This is a genomic window from Streptomyces sp. NPDC007025 (assembly GCF_042869455.1).
Classification (GTDB): Bacteria; Actinomycetota; Actinomycetes; order Streptomycetales; family Streptomycetaceae; genus Streptomyces.
Map to the genome: position 1 here is coordinate 246,379 of NZ_JBIAFT010000003.1, position 19,568 is coordinate 265,946.

20 protein-coding genes are annotated in these 19,568 nt (G+C 75.2%); 6 read left to right on the forward strand and 14 right to left on the reverse strand.

The window, feature by feature from the left end; all coding sequences use genetic code 11:
* Window positions 1-122: 122 nt before the first annotated feature.
* The 6 genes from ACFYMO_RS07495 to ACFYMO_RS07520 all read right to left on the reverse strand — a co-directional run bounded on the left by ACFYMO_RS07495 (window position 123) and on the right by ACFYMO_RS07520 (window position 3,776).
* Window positions 123-584, reverse strand: coding sequence for an anthrone oxygenase family protein (locus tag ACFYMO_RS07495; RefSeq protein ID WP_106964642.1), 462 nt, complete (start codon window positions 582-584; stop codon window positions 123-125).
* Between the two features lie 4 nt (window positions 585-588).
* Complete coding sequence (locus ACFYMO_RS07500; RefSeq protein WP_360293948.1) at window positions 589-969, reverse strand: SchA/CurD-like domain-containing protein; 381 nt, start codon at window positions 967-969, stop codon at window positions 589-591.
* Complete coding sequence (locus tag ACFYMO_RS07505; RefSeq protein ID WP_388544922.1) at window positions 969-1,745, reverse strand: SDR family NAD(P)-dependent oxidoreductase; 777 nt, start codon at window positions 1,743-1,745, stop codon at window positions 969-971. The genes ACFYMO_RS07500 and ACFYMO_RS07505 overlap by 1 nt, the downstream gene beginning before the upstream one ends.
* Window positions 1,742-2,002 carry an acyl carrier protein gene (locus tag ACFYMO_RS07510; RefSeq protein ID WP_366772225.1) on the reverse strand — a complete coding sequence of 87 codons (261 nt, stop codon included), beginning with the start codon at window positions 2,000-2,002 and terminating at the stop codon, window positions 1,742-1,744. The genes ACFYMO_RS07505 and ACFYMO_RS07510 overlap by 4 nt, the downstream gene beginning before the upstream one ends.
* Window positions 1,999-2,337, reverse strand: a complete 339-nt coding sequence (locus ACFYMO_RS07515; protein ID WP_019358459.1) for a TcmI family type II polyketide cyclase — start codon at window positions 2,335-2,337, stop codon at window positions 1,999-2,001. The genes ACFYMO_RS07510 and ACFYMO_RS07515 overlap by 4 nt, the downstream gene beginning before the upstream one ends.
* Before the next feature lie 185 nt (window positions 2,338-2,522).
* Window positions 2,523-3,776, reverse strand: a complete 1,254-nt coding sequence (locus ACFYMO_RS07520) for an aldehyde dehydrogenase family protein (RefSeq protein WP_366772224.1) — start codon at window positions 3,774-3,776, stop codon at window positions 2,523-2,525.
* A gap of 224 nt (window positions 3,777-4,000) precedes the next feature.
* On the opposite strand from ACFYMO_RS07520, the gene ACFYMO_RS07525 reads away from it, so the two are divergent.
* Both ACFYMO_RS07525 and ACFYMO_RS07530 read left to right on the forward strand, forming a co-directional pair.
* A complete protein-coding gene (locus ACFYMO_RS07525) occupies window positions 4,001-5,473 on the forward strand; it encodes a DUF6002 family protein (RefSeq protein ID WP_388544926.1) in 1,473 nt (490 codons plus the stop codon).
* A gap of 56 nt (window positions 5,474-5,529) precedes the next feature.
* The gene (locus tag ACFYMO_RS07530; RefSeq protein WP_366772222.1) at window positions 5,530-6,741 is read left to right on the forward strand and encodes a hypothetical protein; all 1,212 of its coding nucleotides are present in this window, start codon (window positions 5,530-5,532) and stop codon (window positions 6,739-6,741) included.
* A gap of 5 nt (window positions 6,742-6,746) precedes the next feature.
* Here ACFYMO_RS07530 and ACFYMO_RS07535 read toward each other — a convergent pair whose 3' ends face one another.
* The 3 genes from ACFYMO_RS07535 to ACFYMO_RS07545 all read right to left on the reverse strand — a co-directional run bounded on the left by ACFYMO_RS07535 (window position 6,747) and on the right by ACFYMO_RS07545 (window position 9,443).
* Window positions 6,747-7,601 (reverse strand): AfsR/SARP family transcriptional regulator, encoded by an 855-nt coding sequence (locus ACFYMO_RS07535; RefSeq protein ID WP_366772221.1) that lies wholly within the window; start codon window positions 7,599-7,601, stop codon window positions 6,747-6,749.
* Between the two features lie 38 nt (window positions 7,602-7,639).
* Window positions 7,640-8,473 (reverse strand): alpha/beta fold hydrolase, encoded by an 834-nt coding sequence (locus ACFYMO_RS07540; RefSeq protein ID WP_366772220.1) that lies wholly within the window; start codon window positions 8,471-8,473, stop codon window positions 7,640-7,642.
* A gap of 112 nt (window positions 8,474-8,585) precedes the next feature.
* Window positions 8,586-9,443 (reverse strand): AfsR/SARP family transcriptional regulator, encoded by an 858-nt coding sequence (locus ACFYMO_RS07545; RefSeq protein WP_366772219.1) that lies wholly within the window; start codon window positions 9,441-9,443, stop codon window positions 8,586-8,588.
* A 302-nt stretch (window positions 9,444-9,745) separates the two neighbouring features.
* On the opposite strand from ACFYMO_RS07545, the gene ACFYMO_RS07550 reads away from it, so the two are divergent.
* The 3 genes from ACFYMO_RS07550 (at window position 9,746) to ACFYMO_RS07560 (ending at window position 13,882) form a co-directional block, all read left to right on the forward strand.
* Window positions 9,746-10,102 carry a hypothetical protein gene (locus ACFYMO_RS07550; RefSeq protein WP_366772218.1) on the forward strand — a complete coding sequence of 119 codons (357 nt, stop codon included), beginning with the start codon at window positions 9,746-9,748 and terminating at the stop codon, window positions 10,100-10,102.
* Window positions 10,103-10,136: 34 nt separating this feature from the next.
* A complete protein-coding gene (locus ACFYMO_RS07555; protein ID WP_366772217.1) occupies window positions 10,137-12,446 on the forward strand; it encodes a TOMM precursor leader peptide-binding protein in 2,310 nt (769 codons plus the stop codon).
* A gap of 152 nt (window positions 12,447-12,598) precedes the next feature.
* Window positions 12,599-13,882: a histidine kinase gene (locus tag ACFYMO_RS07560; protein ID WP_366772216.1), complete on the forward strand. Its 1,284-nt coding sequence runs from the start codon at window positions 12,599-12,601 to the stop codon at window positions 13,880-13,882.
* Here ACFYMO_RS07560 and ACFYMO_RS07565 read toward each other — a convergent pair.
* Complete coding sequence (locus ACFYMO_RS07565; protein ID WP_019358469.1) at window positions 13,818-14,423, reverse strand: response regulator; 606 nt, start codon at window positions 14,421-14,423, stop codon at window positions 13,818-13,820. The two genes, ACFYMO_RS07560 and ACFYMO_RS07565, sit on opposite strands and share 65 nt — an antisense overlap.
* Window positions 14,424-14,545: 122 nt before the next feature.
* On the opposite strand from ACFYMO_RS07565, the gene ACFYMO_RS07570 reads away from it, so the two are divergent.
* Window positions 14,546-15,781: a cytochrome P450 gene (locus tag ACFYMO_RS07570; protein WP_366772214.1), complete on the forward strand. Its 1,236-nt coding sequence runs from the start codon at window positions 14,546-14,548 to the stop codon at window positions 15,779-15,781.
* Here ACFYMO_RS07570 and ACFYMO_RS07575 read toward each other — a convergent pair.
* Genes ACFYMO_RS07575 through ACFYMO_RS07590 form a run of 4 tightly spaced genes read right to left on the reverse strand, consistent with a single transcriptional unit; the run spans window position 15,744 to window position 19,462 of the window.
* The gene (locus ACFYMO_RS07575) at window positions 15,744-16,184 is read right to left on the reverse strand and encodes a DUF4260 family protein (protein ID WP_388544935.1); all 441 of its coding nucleotides are present in this window, start codon (window positions 16,182-16,184) and stop codon (window positions 15,744-15,746) included. The two genes, ACFYMO_RS07570 and ACFYMO_RS07575, sit on opposite strands and share 38 nt — an antisense overlap.
* Window positions 16,181-17,308, reverse strand: a complete 1,128-nt coding sequence (locus tag ACFYMO_RS07580; protein ID WP_366772211.1) for an alpha/beta hydrolase — start codon at window positions 17,306-17,308, stop codon at window positions 16,181-16,183. The genes ACFYMO_RS07575 and ACFYMO_RS07580 overlap by 4 nt, the downstream gene beginning before the upstream one ends.
* Complete coding sequence (locus ACFYMO_RS07585; protein ID WP_366772210.1) at window positions 17,305-18,603, reverse strand: FAD-dependent monooxygenase; 1,299 nt, start codon at window positions 18,601-18,603, stop codon at window positions 17,305-17,307. The genes ACFYMO_RS07580 and ACFYMO_RS07585 overlap by 4 nt, the downstream gene beginning before the upstream one ends.
* Window positions 18,593-19,462: a 4'-phosphopantetheinyl transferase superfamily protein gene (locus tag ACFYMO_RS07590; RefSeq protein ID WP_366772209.1), complete on the reverse strand. Its 870-nt coding sequence runs from the start codon at window positions 19,460-19,462 to the stop codon at window positions 18,593-18,595. Before ACFYMO_RS07590 ends, ACFYMO_RS07585 begins: the two co-directional genes overlap by 11 nt.
* Window positions 19,463-19,568 lie beyond the last annotated feature (106 nt).

Genomic DNA, 19,568 nt, shown 5'->3' on the forward strand with positions numbered 1-19,568 from the left:
ACCGAAGTCCGGGGCGCTGCGGGGTTCAAGGGCCGGTCGCGGGCCCGGCGCGGGGCGGCCGGGCGGGCCGCGGCCGGGGAGGCGGGAGACCGCGGCCCGGCGGTCCGGGCCGCGGCCGAGGGTCACAGCGCCGTCACCGCCACCGCGTTCAGCAGCAGCGCCGCCACCGCCAGCGCGGTGCGCAGCAGATGCCAGCGGCGCCACAGCGGCCGCGGGTCCTCCCAGTCCGCGGGCAGCACCCGCGGGTCGTCCACCGCCTTGACCCGACGGTTGATGGGGACGTTGCACAGGTGGGAGACGGCGGAGACGCCCAGCAGCAGGACCGCGGCGGCGGCGAACAGCCCCCGGGCCGCGCCGTCGTCGGCGATCAGGGCCAGCGCGACGGCGAGCCCCGTGGAGGTGAGGACGACGACCGGCATCGTCGGGTCCCAGTTGCGGCCCAGCAGTTTGTGGGCGTGCACGTAGGTGCCGGTCTCCATGGCGAACAGCGCCGGAAGGACGCTGAGCGCCACGGCGAAGAGGACCCCCGCCGTGACGCCGCTGCCGAGGAGAACGGCCACTCCGAGGACAGCGTCCACCCTCATCGGGTCAGCTCCCGGCGGGGTGCGTGTCCACCGTCAGCTGTGCGACGGACCGCATCGTGGCGTCGCGGAAGTAGGCCGCGAACGCCTCGGGAGAGGACGTCTCGCGCCGCTCGGCGAGGTAGGGCTGGAGCTTCTCCTCCAGGACGTGGACGCCTTTCTGCCGGGCCATGTGGGCGCCGACGGCGGCGAAGTCGCCCTCGTAGTGGATGACGCGCACCATCACGTCGTCCTTGATGAAGACGCCGGTGCCCAGCAGCCTTCCGGCCGCCTCGCCGTCGTCGCCGGCCAGGTCGGGCGTGTCGACGCGCTTGAAGTGGGCGAAGATCTCCGCGATCTCGTCCTCGTACCCGGGCTTGACCCGGTAGGTGATCGCCGCGTAAGGCATCAGATTCCTCCATCGACTGTGAGCGTGGCACCGGTGACGTAGCGGGCGGTGTCCCCCGCGAGGTAGAGGACCGCGCCGGCCACGTCCGCCGCGGTGCCCAGCCGGCCCAGTGCCGTCATTCCGGCGAGGCGCTCGACGAGCTGCGGGGGCAGCCCCGCGGCCGGCTCGTCCTCGGTCGCGGTGACGCCGGGCGCGACGGTGTTGACCCGGATCCCCCGGTCGCCGACCTCCTTGCTCAGCGCCCGGCCGAAGCCCACCAGCGCCGCCTTGGAGGCGGAGTAGTGGGTGCCCAGCGGGCGCCCGCGCAGCGCCACCGAGGCGCCGACGTTGACGATCGAGGCGCCGTCGGCCAGCAGGTCGTGCACCGCCCTGGTGACCAGATAGGCGGAGGTGACGTTGGAGTCCATCAGCCGGTGCCACTCGGCCTCGTCCAGGTCGGCGAACTTGCTGTGGCCGTCGACGCCGACGTTGTTGACGAGCACGTCCAGGCCGCCCAGGTGCGTGCGGCACTCCTCGGCGAGCCGGGCCGCGTCCTGCCCGTCGGTGACGTCGGCGGCCACCAGGTGGTGTCCGTCGCCGCGGGCCGCCAGCGCGGCCGTCAGGCTGTGCGCGTCGTCACCGGTGGTGCGGTGGGCGACGACGGTCCGGGCGCCCGCCTCGGCGAACGCCAGAGCCGTGGTCCGGCCGATGCCCCGGGTGCCGCCGGTGACCAGGACCCGCTTGCCGGCCAGCCCCGGCCCCGGCAGCACACCGGTGGCCGTACCGGCGGCGCTCATACCGCATCGGGCAGGTTGGCATTGATCATCTTGAGCAGCAGCCGCGGCGTCTCGGCCTCCACCACGGCGTCGTCGGACAGTTCGACGCCGTACTCGCGCTTGATGACGCCGGTCACCTGGAGCAGCGCGAGCGAGTCGTAGCCCAGTTCGAGGAACGGGGTGTCCAGGACCGCCTCGTCGGAGACGTCCGCGTCCTCGGCCTCGCCCGCGCACTCCAGCAGCTTTTCGGCCAGCTCATGCTGGGTGAACTCGGTCACTGGATCCTCCCTCCGTCTTTCGTCCACACGTAGAACGGGTTCGCCATCGCGTCCTTGGGTTCCTTCCAGTTCGGGTCGTAGGGCGACACGCACTGCGCGAGGCGGGTGTTGATGTCGTCGTAGAGAGGGTGACTGCGGGCGCGGTAGAGATTGGGGGTGATGTCCTCGTCCGCCTCCACGAGGTGGAAGTACAGGTCGTGGAAGCTGAAGAGCGTCCGCCGCGCGACCCCCACCATGTGGGGCAGCTCGGTCCCGTCCGACTCCTCGAAGATGCTGGCGATGGAGTCGGCCCTGCCCGGCTCCATCCGCGCCACTATGAGCGTCCGGTGTGCCACCGTCGGCCTCCTTGGGGAAGGTGTGGAGCAGCCCGTCCCGGTCGGTCGGCGGGCCTGGCGGGCAGCGTGCCAGCGGCCTCTGGAGCCCCGCTCAATCCCGCCGCGACCCCGGTGCGCGCCCCGCCGCCTCCCGCCGTCCGCCTCCCGCGGGGCCGGGGCCGCGCGCGCCCACCGGTCCGGCACGGTCAGCGCAGCGGACCGGTGGTCACCGTGTTCCGCAGGGCCGCCTCCTGGGAGAGCAGCAGCGGCCTGCCGACCAGAGCGCCCGCCCGGCGGACACCGCTGGCGTGCGCGCCGTATCCGCCGCAGGGCAGATTGCCGTCCTCGGTGTCGAAGGGGGTGGCGTCGCGCAGCACGACGGCCGTGCCCAGCGTCCGCCCGGTCAGCCGCGGCTCGCCGAGGACCGCCGCGTACATCCCGCGCTCCAGCTCCAGGGGGTACCGGGCCCAGCAGCGCAGCATCTCCGGATCCTCGTAGGGGACGACGCAGAAGAGCGGACCGGAGAGAGCGGGCGGATGGAAGCCGGGGTCCTCGTCGAAGACCAGCAGGGAGGGCTCCACCTGCATCCGCTCCGGGTCCGCCCCGCCCCCGGCCACCACCCGGTCGGCGTGCTCGGTCAGGAAGCGGGCGGCGCCCTCCACGGCCTCTCCGTAGGTGAGCGCGGTGAGCACGGTGTCGGGCCAGCTGCGGGCGCCCACCGTCAGCACGGACAGTTCGGCACGCAGCCGCTCGACCAGCGCGTCCAGCCGCAGCCGGTGGACGAAGAGCACGTCGGGACAGAGCCGGTGCTGACCGGAGTTGTAGAGCCGGGCGCGCAGCACCGCCCGGCAGGCGGCGTCCGGTTCGGCCCGGGGACCGACGACCAGCGGGTTGGGCGCGGGCCCGGACAGCAGGAAGAGCGGGCCGTCGCCGATCTCGGTCATCAGCTTGCCGGCCGCCGAGGCCGAGCCGGTGAAGACGACGGCGTCGGACTCCGCGCAGACGGGCGTGAAGTCGTGCTGCGCGGCGTCGGTGAAGCGGATCCGGGCGGCCAGCACGGGGTCGAGGCCGCGGCTGACGGTCCGGTGCACCTCCAGGGCCGTCTCCCGGATCCGGGGCGTGGGCCGGATGACGACCTCGTCGCAGTAGAGCGCGGGCACCAGGCAGTGGCGGACGTAGGAGTAGAGCGCGGTGTCCTGCGGAAGCACGACGGAGACCCGGGCCAGCTGCGGCACTCCGGTGCGGGCCAGCTCCCAGGGCGCCCCGGCCACCGCGCGCAGCGAGCGCAGCAGTTCGTCCCGGGCGCTGGCGCAGGTGGCGAGCCGGGTCAGGGCCGCCAGCAGCTCGGCTCGGCCGTCCAGCAACGCGGCCGCCGCGCCGGTGGCCCTCTCGTGCGCCGCCTCGAGATCGGGCCACGGGCGGGTGACGGATTCCAGCACGGGCATGGAGGGCTGGGTCATGGAGGACTCCTCGGGCACGGGCGGGTCCGCTCCCACCGGCTGCTTCAACCGGCGCTCGACCCCGCCGGGTTACCTTTCCCTGCGGCTCACCGCCGCATTTCCGAGGAATCACCGATTTCGTGTATGTCAGCTCTGTGACGGTGATTTCAGCGTAGGGGGGACGGAGGCGGAGTGTCGAGAGGGCCGCCTCGGACCGGGCGGCCGGACCAGGAGGGGACCCGTCCATGACGCTGACCGCCCGCACCGGACCCGCCGACCGCACCGGATCCGCCGAACCGCCCGGGGAGACCGCGCCCTGGGAGGGGCGGCCGCTGACCGACCACTGGGACACCGTCCGCGCCCTGGTGCGCGACGCGCACCCGCGGCAAGCCAAACCGGCCTCCGGCGACGGGGATCCGGCCGACGGGGATCCGGCCGGCTTCGCGCCGGACGGCGAACTCCCCGCCCTCGACGGCCCGCTGCGCGGCTATCTGGCGGCGGCCGGGACGCGGGTCACCCGGCTGCCCGACCACCGCGGCGTCCGCTGGCAGCTGTTCGACCACTGCGCCGTCGCCGGGAGCCGCACCGCGCAACCGGACGCGGCGCTGCTGCTCGTCGCGCGGGCCGTGCAGCACACGCGGCGCACCGGCCGGCGGATCGCGCTGCTGGCGCCCTCGTCCGGCAACCTGGCGAGCACGCTGCGCGACGCGCTGCTGCGCGCCCACCGGTACGGACTGGTCCACCCGGACCAGGTGCGGGTGGTCGCACTGGTACCCGCCGCCGCCCGGCACCAGGTGGCCGACTCGCCGCTGGCCCGCCACCCGGAGCTGCGGCGGCGCAACCCACTGGTCGTCCACCACGGTGCGGAGCCGGGCTCGGTGCACGAACTGGCCGCCGCCTACTGCCGGGCGCACGCCCGGGCGCTGCGCACCGGGACCGGAACCGCGCTGTGGTATGTCCGCGACCCCGTCGAGCACCGGGCCGCTGCCGCCCTGCGCGCGTTCGTGGAGCAGGACGCGCTGGGCGCGGCGCCCGCGGCCGGCCGGGTGCACGCGCAGACCGCCGACACCGGATCCGCGGTGCTGGGGCACCGCGCGGGCAGCGCCCTGGCGGCGGACGGCGCCCCCGACGCGGCCGGGCCGCGCCCGCTGCTGGTGCAGCAGCCGCGCACCTGCGGCCTGGTGCTGCATCTGCTGACCGGATCGTGCTCCCGGGAGGGCGCGCCCCGGTACCGGTACGACGCGGCACGCCGCCTGCACCACCAGGCGGCCGGCAGCCCCGACCCGCACTTCCCCCGCACGGCGCACCACCCCGAGGAGGTCGTCGAGCCCGCCTTCTTCACTCGCGCCCCCGGCACGGCGCCGGAGGTGAGCGCGCTGCTGCGCGCCCACGGGGGCACCGGGATCGTCGTCTCCCGCTACGAGTGTCTGGCCCGCTATCCGTCCCTGCGCGCCCTGCTGGCCCCGGCCGGTGTCGCCCTGCCCGCCGACCCGGCCCGGTTGGCCGACTGGTCGCTGGTGATGGCGCTGACCGGAGCCCTGAACGCGGCGGAGCGCGGCCTGTCGGCCGGTCCGGAGGTGGTGGTGCACCGCACCGCCGCGCACGGCGCGGCGGACCGCGCCCCGGTACCCGGCGCACTGGCCCGGTACGCGGACTCCGCGGACGAGTTGCACGCCGTACTGACCGGGGCGCTCGACGACCGCCGGCGGTCGCGGTGACGGGCGCCGGGAGCCGGCCCGCCACCGGTGGGCCGGGTCGGCGGCACACCGCCAAGGTGCCGGGCGAGGCCGTGCGCGCCCGGCGGGCCGCCGCCGGCCTCCCCGCGCAGGGACCGCTGCCCGCACGGCCGTTCGTGCTGCCGCGCGGCCGCTACGACGAGCTTTTCGAGACCGCGGCGGCGCTGCTGGCGCTGGTCCGCCGGGCGGTGCTGGCACTCGGACCCACCTGGCCCGAACGGCTCGTCGCGCTCGGCGCCGACCCGGCCGACCATCCGCCGCACTCGGGGCTGGAGACGGTGGAGACCGACTGCTGTGCCCTGCTGGCCGGTGCCGACTTCCTGGTCGGTGCGGCCGGGCCGCAGCTGCTGGGCCTGGACGCCGGCGGCACGCCCGGCAGCCCGCGGGAGACCGGGGTGCTCACCCGCGCGTGGCAGCGCGCCGCTGCCGGGCTGCCGGAGGGGCCGCTGTTCGGGCACGATCCGCGGACGGTACGTGCCGCCGCGCTCGCCGACCTCTGCGCCCGGCGGGGACTGCCGCGCACGGTGGCCCTCATCGGTCCCGGCTTCCACCCCGACGAGCTGCGCGAGCTGCGGGCGCACGGCTTCACCGCCGAGCTGCTGCCCCGCCCCGGCCCCCGGGACGGGGCGGGCCGGCGGAGCTACGCGCTGGGGCTGCTCGGCGGCGCGCACGCGGCGGGCGGCGGGGCCGTCGGTCTGCCGCGGACACACCGTGCGGGCCTGCTGCTGCCGCAGCCGAGCAGCGGGCTGCTGGCCGACAAGCGGGCCCTCGCGCTGGTCTCCGAAGGGCTGCCCTGGATGACCCGGGGCGAGCGGATGCTGGTGGAGCGGCGACTGCCGTGGACCCGGATCACCCTGGCCGGGCGCACCACCTGGCACGGCACCGAACGGGATCTGCCGGGCCTGGTGCTCGCCGAGCCCGAACGGTTCGTGCTCAAGCGGGCGGTCGCGGGAACCGGGCCGGTGGTGGCCGGTCACGCGACGGAGCCGGAGGACTGGGCGGCGGCGGTGCGGCGCGCCTTCGGCCTCGGCGACAGCGTGGTGCAGGAGTACGTGCCACCGGCACCCCACCCGGTGGAGCTGAGCGACGGCGCGGCCGTGCGGACCGTGCACGGCGCCGCTGCCGTGCTCAGCCCGCTGCTGTTCGCCGGGCGGCCGGGCGGGTGCCGGGTCAGCTTCCCGGCGCCCGGCGCCGGCCCCTCCCGTCTCCCGGCGGACGCCGTGCTGGCGGGCCGGGAGACGTCCGGCTGAGACCGTCAGCCGCCGCGCAGCGCCCTCAGCGGCCCCCCGCTGCCGCTGAAGGCCGCGTCGCGTGCGGCGCCGGTCAACTCCAGTTCGACCGAGGAGTCGAGCACGGCGCACTGGAGCCGCTGCAGGTCGGGGGAGGGGTCCAGGCCCAGCTCGCGGGAGAGGACGCCGCGCAGCCGCTGGTAGACCTCCAGTGCGTTGCCGCGTCTGCCCGAGCGGTAGAGCGCGAGCATGAGCTGCGCCTGGATGCCCTCGTGCAGCGGATGCTGGGCGGCGAGCCCGGAGAGTTCGCCCACCAGCTCGTGGTGCCGGCCCAGGCTGAGGTCGACCTCGATGCGCTGGTTGAGGATGCCCAGCCGGGACTCCTCCAGCCGGGTCGCCTCGATCTCCAGCAGCGGACCGCACTGCACGTCCACCAGTGCGGGTCCGCGCCACAGCTCCAGGGCCCGGCGGAAGGAGGCGGAGGCGCCGACGCAGTCGCCGGCCTCCAGCGCCCGGTGTCCGGCGCCGGAGAGCCGCTCGAACTCGCGGACGTCGACCATTCCGCCCTGGGTGTCGAGCAGATAGCCACCGGACTCGGTGATCAGCACGCTCTTGGCGCCGTGCGGCAGATCGGGGTGGTGCCGGTCGCCCAGGGCGGCCGCGATGAGGTTGCGCAGCTGGAGCACGTACGTCTGGAGCGTGGTCTGCACGCTGCGCGGCGGGGCCTCCCCCCACAGTTCCTCCACCAGGGAGGCGACGGAGACCACTTGGTCCGGGTAGAGCGCCAGCAGGGCCAGCACCTTTCTCGGTTTGACCGCGGTCGGGACGACGGAGACCCCCGACTGGACGACCCGGCAGGGTCCCAGCACACTGATGTCCATCTCTCGCTCCCTTCGGGTGCGTTCTCGGACTGCTCGGACTAGGTGGACGGCTCGGACAGTGGTACGGCGCCCTGCTTGGGGCCGCTGCGGCGCAGTTGTGCCGCCAGCAGCCGGGGCAGCGCGGTGTCGCGTACGAAGAAGTGGCCTCCGGGGACCGGGTGCTGCGCGAACGGGCCGCCCGCCCAGCGGCGCCACTCGGCGACGGCGGCGGCCGGGGCCGCCTCGTCCCGGGTGCCGGCGAACACGTGCACGGGGCAGTCGAGCGGGGTGTCCCAGCCCGGGTCCGCCGCGCCGCCGAGCGCGCGCAGGCTGACGGCGAGCCGCAGGTCGTCGCGCATCGTGGAGAGCAGGGTGCGCAGCCACTCCGGACGCTCGAACATGTACGAGGGCAGCGTGCCGTACCGGTTGAGCGCGGCCAGCAGCGCCGTGTCGGGCAGGTCGTGCTGGTCGGTCAGCGGGGTCGGCAGGTGCGGCGGCGGGCAGGCCCCCAGCCCGACCAGCACCGGCGCCGCCCGGCCCGCGCGGCGTATGCGCTGCGCGAAGCGGTAGGCCACCAGTGCGCCGAGGCTGTGCCCGTAGAGCGCGTAGGGCTGGTCCAGCAGCGGGCCGAGCTGCGCGTCGAGTTCGTCCAGCAGCACGGGCGCCTCGGTGATGCGCGGTTCACGCAACCGGGTCTCCCGGCCGGGGAGCCGGATGGGCAGCACGCACACGCTCGGGTCGAACCCGCGGCGCCAGCGCGCGAAGGTGAGTGCGCCGGCGCCCGCGTGGTGGAAGCAGAACAGCCGCAGTCCGCCGTCGGCCGGCTCCCGCCCGGTGACGGGCGAGGCGTCCGTGGCGCGTGGTTCGGGAGGTGCCGCGAGATACGCGTTCATCCCTCCCCCCTTCCCCCGTCCCGGTGACGGGGCCGGTCGTCGAGGGCCAGATGTTCACGACCGGCGCTGGACGACAGCTTGAAGCGGGGTGGAACCGACCCGGGGAGGGCCGCTACCCCGCGAGGCCCGCTGCCGCGCCGGCCTCGGCGCCGCGCCAGGCGGCCAGTGCGTCCTCGCCCCGGAGAATGGCCTGGTGCAGGCGGTCGATCCGGGGCGAGGGCTCCAGGCCCAGCTCCTCCACGAGGGTGGCGCGCAGCCGCCGGAAGGCGACCAGCGCGTCGGAGGAGCGGCCGTCCTGATGGAACGCGACCATGAGCAGCGCGTGCAGGTTCTCGTAGAGCGGGTAGCGGCCGCGCAGGGCGCACAGCTCGCCCAGCACCTCGCGGTGCCGGCCCAGCCGCAGGTCCGCGTCGATCCGCCGCTCCAGCGCGCCCAGCCTGCTCTCCTCCAGCCGGGTGGCCTCGATGGCGAGGTGCTTGCCGTGCGGCAGGTCGGCGAGCGCGGGACCGCGCCACAGTGCGAGTGCCTCGTCCAGCAGCCGTGCGGCCTTGGCCATGTCCCCGGCCTCGTAGGCCGCGTGGCCGTTGCGGGTGAGCTGCGCGAACTGCAGCGCGTCGACGTCGGCGTCGGCGATCTCCAACTGGTAGCCACCGTGCCGGGTGGCGAGGATGTGCTTGTCCCCGGGCCGGAGCGGGTCGCGCGGCGCGGCGCCGGTCGCGGGCAGAGGTCCCTGATCGCCCAGGGCCGCGCGGAGCCTGCGGCGCAGTTGCAGGATGTAGGTCTGGAGCGTGGTGGGGGCACTGCGCGGGGGCCCGGCCCCCCAGACCTCCTCCATGAGGTCCGACACCGGCACGATGTGCCGGCTGCGGAGCGCGAGCAGGGCCAGGATCTGCCGCGGCTTGGCCGCGCTCGGCGCGATCGAGGCGCCCGCCGTCTCGGCGTGCAGAGTTCCCAGTACCCTGATGCGCATCGGGGCCTCCCCGTTGGCGGTTCCCGCTGGTGGGTGTCGCTGCGTACGGTTGGGAGAATCGCATCCGTGCGCGCCGTGCGACAGTGAGTAACTCACGATCTTGGCGCGGATATCCGGCGGAACCGGGCATGAGATTTTCACATGGAGGGTCGTGAAGCCTCCACTGGCCCGAGCCCCGGGGGCCGCTCACACTGCTGTCCTGCGCATCGGACCCTCACGATCGGGCCACTCCCCACAGCACCGCGTCGCCCCATGAGTCCACGGGGGCCATGGGTTCCTCTCTCTCCAGACGGGAGACCACGATGTCAGGTCACGCGCTCGCCAAGGTCACCACCCCCCGCACCCCGGGGGCTGCGCACTCGCTCGACCAGGACTGGCGCTTCGCCGAACTGACCGCGCAATGCTGCCTCGACCCCGCCCTCGCGCTGCGTTATGCGGTGGAACCGCGCGGCGTGCTGGCCGAGTTCGGGATCGCCACCGACGCGGCGACCCCCGTCCCCGCCCTGCCCGCAGGGCTGGGCAGCGAGGTGACGATCACCAGCCTCAACCCGCGCGACACCGTCGGGCACACCACCGACTGCTCCAGCTGGACCTACGCACCGCCGAACGAGCCGGCACCGGCCGCCGTTCCGGTCTCCCCCGCGGCAGCGACACGCTGAGCCGCACCCGAGCCGACCGAACGGGGGAGACGGAATGGAGACCGGCACCACACCACCGAGACCGGGGTTCCGCAAGCACCTGCGGCCCGCCGTCGTACCGGGAGACGCCACCTACCTCGTCTCCGAACAGGGAGTCACCGCCCTGGAAGGCGCGGCGATGGCTGCCCTGGCACCACTGCTCGACGGCAGCCGGGACCTGGCGCAGCTGGCCCGGGAGACCCGCGGGGTGCTCTCGCCCGGCCAGCTCGGCAGCATCCTGGGGCAGTTGGCCCAGGCCGACCTGGTCGCCGACTTCGCCCCGGCGGGCGACCTGGCCGCCGACCGTCCCGGGCATTCCGACGCCACCTCCGCGTTCTGGGAGTCCGCCGGACTCGACGGGACGCGGGCCGACGCCGAACTGTCCGCCGGCCGGATCCGGCTGCTGACCGTCGGCGGCGACGAGGACCGGCGGGCCGCCCTGGACGCCTTCCGGGCGGCCGGAATCACACCGATCCGGCCGGGCGAGAGCGACGCGCACACCCTCACCGTGGTGCTGTGCGAGGACTACCTCTCCCCCGCGCTGGCCGACATCGACGCGGCCCAGCGCCGCACCGGCCGGCCCTGGCTGCTGGCCAAGCCCTCCGGCGTCCAGCCGTGGCTCGGCCCGATCTTCCAGCCCGGCACCGGCGCCTGCTGGCACTGCCTGCACCACCGGCTGCGCCACCACCGCTCCGCGCACAGCTATGTGGGCCGCGCACTGGGCCTCTCGGCGCCGGTCACCCCGCCGCGCGCGCACATCGCCGCCAGCCGGGCCAGCGCGCTCCACCTGCTGGCCCTGCAGGCGGCGACCTGGCTGGGCGGCTTCCGGGACGGCCGGCAGTCGTCGGTGTGGACCCTGGACAGCCTGCGCGGCGAGGGGAGGCACCATCCGGTGGAGCGCCGCCCACAGTGCCCGGTCTGCGGCGATCCGACGCTGGTCGCGGTCCGGGCGCGGCAGCCCGTGGTACTCAGCTCCCGCCCCAAGGTGCCCACCGGGGGCGGCCACCGGTCGGTTCCGGCACGGGAGATGCTGCGACGGCACGAACACCTGGTGAGCGAGGTCACCGGGGTGGTGCGGCTGCTCGACCGGGACCCGCGCTGCCCGGAGGACCTCAACGCCTTCGTGTCCGGCAGCAATCCGGCGCTGCTCGGCGACGGGGTGCACACGCTGCGCTCGGCGCTGCGCAGCCACAGCGCCGGCAAGGGCGTCACCGAGCTGGACGCGAAGGTCGGGGCGCTGTGCGAGGCGCTGGAGCGGTACTCCGGCACCTTCCAGGGGGACGAGGAGCGGGTCCCGGGACGGTACACGGAGCTGGGCGGCGCCGCGGTGCATCCCAACGCGCTCCAGCTGTACGACGAGCGGCAGTTCGCCCGGCGGCAGGAGTGGAACGCACTGCACTCGCCGTTCCAGTTCGTCTGCGACCCGTTCGACGAGCACGCGGTGGTCGACTGGACGCCGGTGTGGTCGCTGACCGAGCGGCGGCACCGGTTGCTGCCCACCGCGATGCTCTACTTCGCCACCCCGCGGCGGGCCGGCGACCCGGTGCCGGTGCGGGCCGACTCCAACGGCAACGCGGCGGGCAGCAGCCTGGAGGACGCCGTCCTGCAGGGCTTCTACGAACTGGTGGAGCGCGACGCGGTGGCCCTGTGGTGGTACAACCGCACCCTCCAGCCGCAGGTGGACCCGGAGTCCTTCGGCGAGGAGTGGATCAGCCGGATGCGCGCCTCCTACGCCGCGCTCGGCCGGGAGTTCTGGGTGCTGGATGTGACCTCCGACCTGGGGATCCCGGTGATGTGCGCGGTCTCCCGGCGCACCCGCCGTCCCGACGGGAGGGGGCCGGAGGACCGCGAAGACATCGTGTTCGGCTTCGGCTGCCACCCGGACCCGGCCCTGGCGCTGCGCCGGGCGCTGACCGAGATGACGCAGATGCTGCCCGCGGTGCTGGACACCCGCAACAGCTTCCAGGACCCGGTCTTCCGCGACTGGTGCACCCGGCGCACCCTCGCCGACCAGCCCTATCTGGCACCGGATCCGGAGGCCCGAACCCTGGGGGCCGCCGACTTCGGCCACACGCCCCGCGCCGATCTGCGCGAGGACGTGGAGGACGCGGTCGGGCTGCTGCGCCGGCACGGGATGGAGCTGCTGGTGCTGGACCAGACACGGCCCGACCTGGGAATCCCGGTGGTGAAGGTATTGGTGCCCGGACTGCGGCACTTCTGGGCACGCTTCGCACCGGGGAGGCTCTACGACGTACCGGTCCGGCTCGGACGCCGCGCCGAGCCGGTCGACTACGACGGGCTGAACCCCATCCCGGTGTTCGTCTAGCCGATGGTGGCACCCGATCCCCTCGCCTATGCTGTGCACACCTTCGGCGGGGCGAGGGGAGAGCGCGAGTGAGCTCAGGGGGAAACCGAATCTCTTTACACCGGCAACGAAACGGGACGCGGCAGCCACTCGCCTACGGGGTCGACGCCGCGATGGCGCCCCGGATCGTGCTGGTGGTCTTCGTCGTCGCCATGGCCGGCATCCTGGGTGCCGCGGTGCTGCACCTGCTGACCGTCGGCGGTTCGCCGATGCAGATCCTGGTCGGCGCGGCGGCGATCGCGGTGATGTTCTGCACCCAGGTGGCCCGCACCACCCAGCGGGGCATGCGGCTGCACCGCACCCACCAGTTCTGGGTGCTGGGCGTGCAGATCGTCTGCACCTTCCTGCCGATGCTGCTGATGGGCACGGCCTGGGTCGGGCTGCCGGGGCTGCTGGCGGGCTCGCTGCTGCTCACCCTGCGGCCCCCGTGGTCCTGGCTGGGGGTCGCCGGGTGCGTGGCCAGCGTCCTGGCCGTCACCTGGTTCTCGGGCTGGGCACCGCTGCGGGTGGCCTACAACGGGGTGTCGGCGCTGACGACGTGCGCCGTGGTCTACGGGCTGACCAAGCTGTCCGAGATCGTCCTCCAACTGCGCGCGGCGCAGCAGGAGATCGCCCGGCTGGCGGTGGAGGAGGAGCGGCTGCGCTTCGCCCGGGACCTGCACGACCTGCTGGGCTACAGCCTGTCGGCGATCACCCTGCGCAGCGAACTGGCGCACCGGCTGGTGGACGCCGATCCGCCGCGCGCCCAGGGCGAGGTGGCGCATGTGCTGGAGATCTCGCGGCAGGCGCTGGCCGATGTCCGCTCGGTGGCGCGCAGCTACCGGAACATCTCGCTGCCCGCCGAGATCTCCTCGGCCGTCTCCGTCTTCGAGGCCGCCGGGATCGACGCGGAGGTCGACTCGACGCTGGAGAGCGTCCCGGAGACGGTGGGCACCGTGCTGGCCACGGTGCTGCGGGAGGGCGTCACCAACATCCTGCGGCACAGCAAGGTGCGCCGCTGCCAGATCACGGTGTGCGGCGATGCGGAATGCGCCGTGCTGCGGCTGGTCAACGACGGGGTGCAGCCGCTGCCCGATCCGCGGGACCCCACGACGCCACGCCCGGACGAGGAGGGAGGCAGCGGGCTCGGCAATCTGGCCGCGCGGGTGGACGCGATCGGCGGCACTCTGCGGGCCGGTCTGCGGGAGGACGGCTGCTTCCGGCTGGAGGCGCGCATTCCGCCCCCGTCCCCCGGCCGTCCGGCGGGCCGGGAGGCAGGGCCCGGGGGGTGCGTGGACCGCGCGCCGGGCGGGCCGCACGGCACGGCCCGGGCGGCGGCGGCCTCCGGTGCGGCTACAGCCAGCCCTGCTCCCGGGCGATCCGCAGAGCGTCCACCCGGTTTCGGGCCCCCAGCTTGATGACGATGGCCGTCAGGTAGTTGCGCACGGTGCCCACGGACAGGAAGAGCCGCCCGGCGATGTCGGCGGCCTCGGCGCCCTCGGCCGCCAGCCGCAGCACCTCGGTCTCCCGCGAGGTGAGCGGGTTCTCCCGGGCCGACCAGGCGTCCAGGGCCAGTTCGGGGTCGATGACCCGCTCCCCGGCGCGTATCCGGCGGATGGCGTCGGCCAGCTTGCTCGGCGGCGCGTCCTTGAGCAGGAAGCCCGAGACATGGGCCTCCAGGGCGCGGCGCAGGTTGCCGGGCTGGCCCAGGCTGGTGAGAATCAGGGTGCGGCAGGCCGGCAGCTTCTCGTGCACCTCGGCGGCCGCGGTCAGTCCGTCCACGCCCGGCAGGTCGATGTCGATGACGGCGACGTCCGGGCGGTGTGCGAGGACGGCCGGCAGGATGGCGCTGCCGGAGTCGATCTCGGCGACGATCTCGATGTCCTTCTCGATGTCGAGCAGCGCCACCAGAGCACCGCGCACCATGTGCATGTCCTCGGCGAGCACCACTGAGATCATCGTCGAGTTCCCCCGCGGACTCGGCCGGCCGGACTGGCGTTAGCCAGGTGAGAATACCGCGCCCCGTCACGTGCAACACCGACTCGACCACGATTCGAGTCCATAGTTCAACAGTCCGTTACATGGCTCAGGATTCCGCCACACCCACGCCCGTCCGCCCCTACCCCCCGCCGCGCCGCTCGGCGACCGAGGTCCCCGAGGACTACGCGCTGCTGCGCGCGGAGGAACCCGTCGCCGCCGTCACGCTCCCCAGCGGCGATCCGGGCCACCTGGTCAGCCGCTACGACGACGTACGGGCCCTGCTCGCCGACCCCCGCTGCTCGCGGGCCGCGACGGTGGCGCCCGAGGCGCCGAAGCTCACGGCCGTCCCGTTCGACGCGGGCGGCCTGTTCACCATGGACCCGCCCGAGCACACCCGGCTGCGCGGGCTGGTCGCCCGCGCCTTCACCCCGCGCCGGGTGGAGCGGATGCGGCCCCGGTTGGAAGAGCTGGCCGGAGAGCTGGCCGACGCCATGGCCGCCGGGAACGGTGCCGGGGGCGGCCCCGCCGATCTGAACGCGGCCTTCGCCCTCCCGTTCCCGATGGCCGTCATCTGCGAGCTGCTGGGGGTGCCCTTCGCGGACCGGGAGCGCTTCCGCACCTGGTCCGACGCCGTGCTGTCGCTGACGGCGCATCCGCCGGAGGAGATGCTGCGGCACAAGCAGGCGCTGCTGGCCTATCTGGCGGACCTGGTGGCGGACAAGCGGCGCGCTCCCGGCACCGACCTGCTGAGCGCGCTGGTCGGCGTCCGGGACGAGGAGGGCCGGCCTGACGAGCGGGAACTGCTGGTGCTGGCCATGACGTTGCTGGTCGCCGGGCACGAGACGACGGCCGGGGTGCTGGGCACCTCCGTGCTGACCCTGCTGCGGCAGCCGGAGCGGCTCGGCCTGGTGCCGGACGGGGAGGAGGCGAGGGCCGCGCTGGTGGAGGAACTGCTGCGGCTCAACCCGGTCGGGGACGGCGGGCCGCTGCGGGTCACCACGGAGCCGGTGGAGGTGGCCGGCCGGGTGCTGCCGCCGAACAGCGCCGTGATCGCGTCCGTCTGCTCCGCCAACCGGGACGGCAGCCGGTACACCGATCCGGACCGTTTCGACCCGGACCGCACCCAGGATCCGGCCCAGCCGCCGCACCTGGCCTTCGGGCACGGTCCGCACTACTGCCTGGGGGCGCCGCTGGCGCGCGCCGAACTGGCCGTCGCGCTGCGGGTGCTGGCCGGCCGGTTCCCCGCGCTGCGGCTGGCGGTGCCCGTCGAGGCGGTCACCATGCACCGGGGGCTGCTGGTCAACCGGCTGACGGAGCTGCCCGTCCGGTGGGACTGAGCGCGGCGCCGCGGGGTCCGGCGGGAGCCGGGCCCCGGATGCGGGAGCCGTCGCGGGCCCGCGGGCCGTATCCGAAGGCGCGGTCGACGGCGATGTGGGCGAGCCATCCGCAGGCCGCGACGCGCAACGGACGGCTGTCCAGGGCACGCGCGGTGCCGAGGAGCAGCAGGGGCACGCCCGGCGAGTGCAGCAGGTTGTAGGAGCGCACCGCGTACCGGGGCAGCGGGTCGAACGCGGGGGCCGCGGCGATGCCGTGGAGCAGTGCGAGATCGGGCAGCACGGCGGAGGTCCACAGCACGCGGCTGCGGGGCCCGTCCAGCCGGGCGCCCGCGTACAGCGCCGCGGCCCCGACCGTGCCGCTCAGTATCCGCCCCCGCGGGGTGCACCACGTCCAGCCCCTCATGTCCGCACCCGGCCCCGGCCGCCCCGGCGCACTCCGGCGACCGCCTCCAGCGCCGCCCGCCGCACCGGGTGGACGCCCAGGCCGCGGAGCGCGGAGCCGAGCAGCAGCGGGCGGACGCGGCCCAGGTGGGCCGGGGCGCCGTGCTCGTCGTCGACCACGAGCAGCCTGCGGCGCGCCGCGGGGTCCCGCAGCAGCACGGCCGCGTCGGCGAGTGGCACGATCTCGTCCCGCAGCGCGGCGACATAGGTCAGCGGGAGGTGCGCGAGGCGGGCCAGCTCCGGCGGTGCGAGCGCCCAGTCCCGCAGTGCGGGCAGCACCTCGGCGGGCGGGTGCCCGGTGAGCCGCGCGAGGGTGTGGGCTGTCGTGGCCGGGATGCGGGTGTGCTGGTCGGTGTCCCGGAAGAAGTGCCGCACCGGCGCGCCCACGGTGGAGACGCCGGTGATCCGGCGGTCGGTCAGCGCGGCCCGCAGCGCCAGATGGCCGCCGAAGCTGAGCGCCACGGCATGCGTGCGGCCGACGTCCGCGCGGTCGGCGAGGTGGTCGAGCAGGGCACCGAGCATGGCGGGGGCCGCGGTGTCGTAGGGCAGGGTGTTCTCCCCCACGCCGGGCAGTTCGGTGACGGCCACGGCGGTGCCCAGCGTGGCGGCGCGGGCCAGCAGCGGGGCCCACTGCTCCTTGACCGAGACGATGCCGCCGCACACCAGGATCAGGGGACGCGGGGCGCTGCGGGAGAGTCCGGCCGTCCAGGCGGTGAACCGGCCGGTGCCGCCGGGCGGTTCGATCTCCGCCCGGCCGATGTCAGGGCGGGTGGACCGCCAGCGGTCGAAGGAGCTCACGCACAGCCGTTGGGCCCGTTCCCGCGCCGGACCGTCCGGGTGGGGGAAGCGGGCCAGCGCGTAGTGGCGGACCGCGTCCAGGTGCCTGCCGCGCGCGGCGAGTGCGTCGCCCGCGCGGCTCCAGACGGCGGGCCAGGCGTCGGGGCCCTCGCCGTGCGCGCTGCGGATGCGGGCGAGGACCGCGCGGCAGCGGTCGCCCGGGATGCCCTGCGCGCGGGCGTGCAGCGGTGCGAGCGCCCGGAGTTCGGCCAGTCCGGGCGGGCCGGTGAGTACTGCGCTGTCGCTCATACGGGTGTCACCTCGCTGGGCGTGGGCGGCTGTTCCCGCCGGGCGGCGGGGTGCCGGCCGGGGAAGTAGGCGGGGGCCAGCACCCGGCGGCGCAGCGCGGGGCTCGCGTCGAGCGCGCGGTAGACGGTCCGGCGCAGCGCTGTCGCGGCGGGTGCCGTGAGCGCGAACATCCGCTCCTGCCGCAGTTGGAGCGCGCGCGAGCGGCGTACGTCCGGCTCCCGGCGCCGCTGGAAGAGGTCCAGCGCGGTGCGCAGGGCGCGGCCGCGGGTGCGCCGGTCGCGGCCCAGCGCCTCGGCGGCCAGCGGCGCGAGCGCGACCGCGTCGGCCAGCGCGTGGTTGACTCCCTGGCCGAGGACGGGCGAGAGGGTGTGCGCGGCGTCGCCCACCAGGACGACGCCGGGGGCCGACCAGTGCGGCACCTCGGTGGTGAAGATGTCCAGCAGCGCCGTGTCCGACCACGCCCGCAGGCTGCCGCGGGCCGCTTCCCCGGCCTCCGGGGCCAGCCGGCCGATGCGGGCGCACAGCGGATCGAGGCCGCCCGCGCGCAGCGTCCGCAACCCGCCCTTGGGGATGTTGAGGCCGACCCGGACGGTGCCGTCCGCGCAGGGCAGGAACAGGCCGTGGCTGTCCCCGGCGATCCGCACCCGGTAGACGCGGCGGTCCCAGCCGGCGGGGAAGGGCAGCTTCAGCCACACCACGTCGCGCTCCAGCGGCCGGTGCCGCGCCCGTTCCTGGAGTCCGGACAGCCGGCGCACGGCGCTGTGGCGGCCGTCCGCGCCGACGGTGAGCGGCACCTCGACCCGCACGGTGCCGGTGGGGGTGCGCGCCCGTACGCCCGCCACGGCCGGGCCGTCGACCAGCAGTCCGACCGCGGTGGCGGGCTCCAGCACCGTGCAGGCGCCCGGCTGCCGGGCGGTCTGCTCGGTGAGCGCCGCCAGCAGCGCGTGCTGCGGCAGTTCGGCCGGGTGCCGGTAGCGGTAGGGGAAGTCGGCGAACCGCAGGTCGAGCACGCGGCGGCCCGCGTCCTGGATCTCCAGCCGGTCCACCCGGTGCGCTGCCCCGCGAACCCGCTCCCAGACGCCGAGTCCGGCCAGCAGCCGCACGCCGTCCGGGGAGACGGACTCGCCGCGGAAGGCCGGGCCCGCGCCGCGGGCCGGGTCGCGCTTCTCCAGCAGCACGACGTCCAAGCCCAGCCGGGTCAGGGCCAGGGCCAGGGCCCGGCCGCCGGGGCCGCCGCCGACCACGCACACGTCGGCGTTCAGCGCGCTCCCGGCGGCTGTCCCGTCACTGCGCACGGTGCTCCTCCCCCGTCCTGTCGACCAGCGCGGCGATGAGCCCGTCGTCCAGCATGGTGGCCGCCGCGGTGTCACTGGTGTCGCCGAAGCCGGCGTCGAAGTGGGCGACGCTGACGGTGTAGGCGCGGTCCACCAGGCAGGTGTGGAAGGCCCATTCGGCGCCGGTGCCGGGCTCCCCGTCGGGCCGCAGCACTTGCACGTTGCGGTCCTGCGGGCTGAAGCCGAACTCGGTGAAGCGGAACCGCATGCCCTGCCCGATGGCCTTGCTGTACGCCTCTTTCAGGGTCCACAGCCGCACCAGCGCCGCGTTGCGCCGCTCCTCGGCGATCTGCGCGAGGGCGCTGCGCTCGTACGGTGTGCAGACCTGCTTCTCGGTGCCCAGGCCCAGCATCGGGCGGTCCTTGGCCTCGGCGTCCACCCCGATCCAGCCGCGCCGGGTGAGGCCGACGAGCAGCAGGTTCTCGGTGTGGCTGAGGCTGATGTCGATCTGGTCCAGGCCGCGCAGATAGGGGCGGCCGCCGGGCTTGTAGGCCAGCTCGACGGCCTCGGGTGCGGCCTCGACGACCGCGCAGGCGACGTGTTTGAGCAGCAGCCGGGACGCCACGAAGCGGGCCCGGACCTGCGGGTGGCCCATCGCCCGGAAGCGGGCGTGGTCCCGGCCCAGCAGCGGGCGCAGCCGCGGATGGTCGAGGTCGGCGGGCAGCCACTCCGGCAGCCGCCCGTACACGACGACGCTGCCGTGCCGCGCGACGGCGTCACGGACCCGCTCCCAGGGTCCGTCCGGTCCGTCCATCCGCACCGGCCGGGCGAACGGCTCCGCCGTCCTGCCGTCCACCGCGGGGCCCAAAGTGATCGCCATGCCAGCCCTCCAGGCAGGTCGCCGCGCCGTCGGTTGCGTCCACCGCGCGGTGGCCCGCCGGGTCCGCCGCGCGGATGCCCGGCGGCGCCTGCCGGGCGGTCGGGGT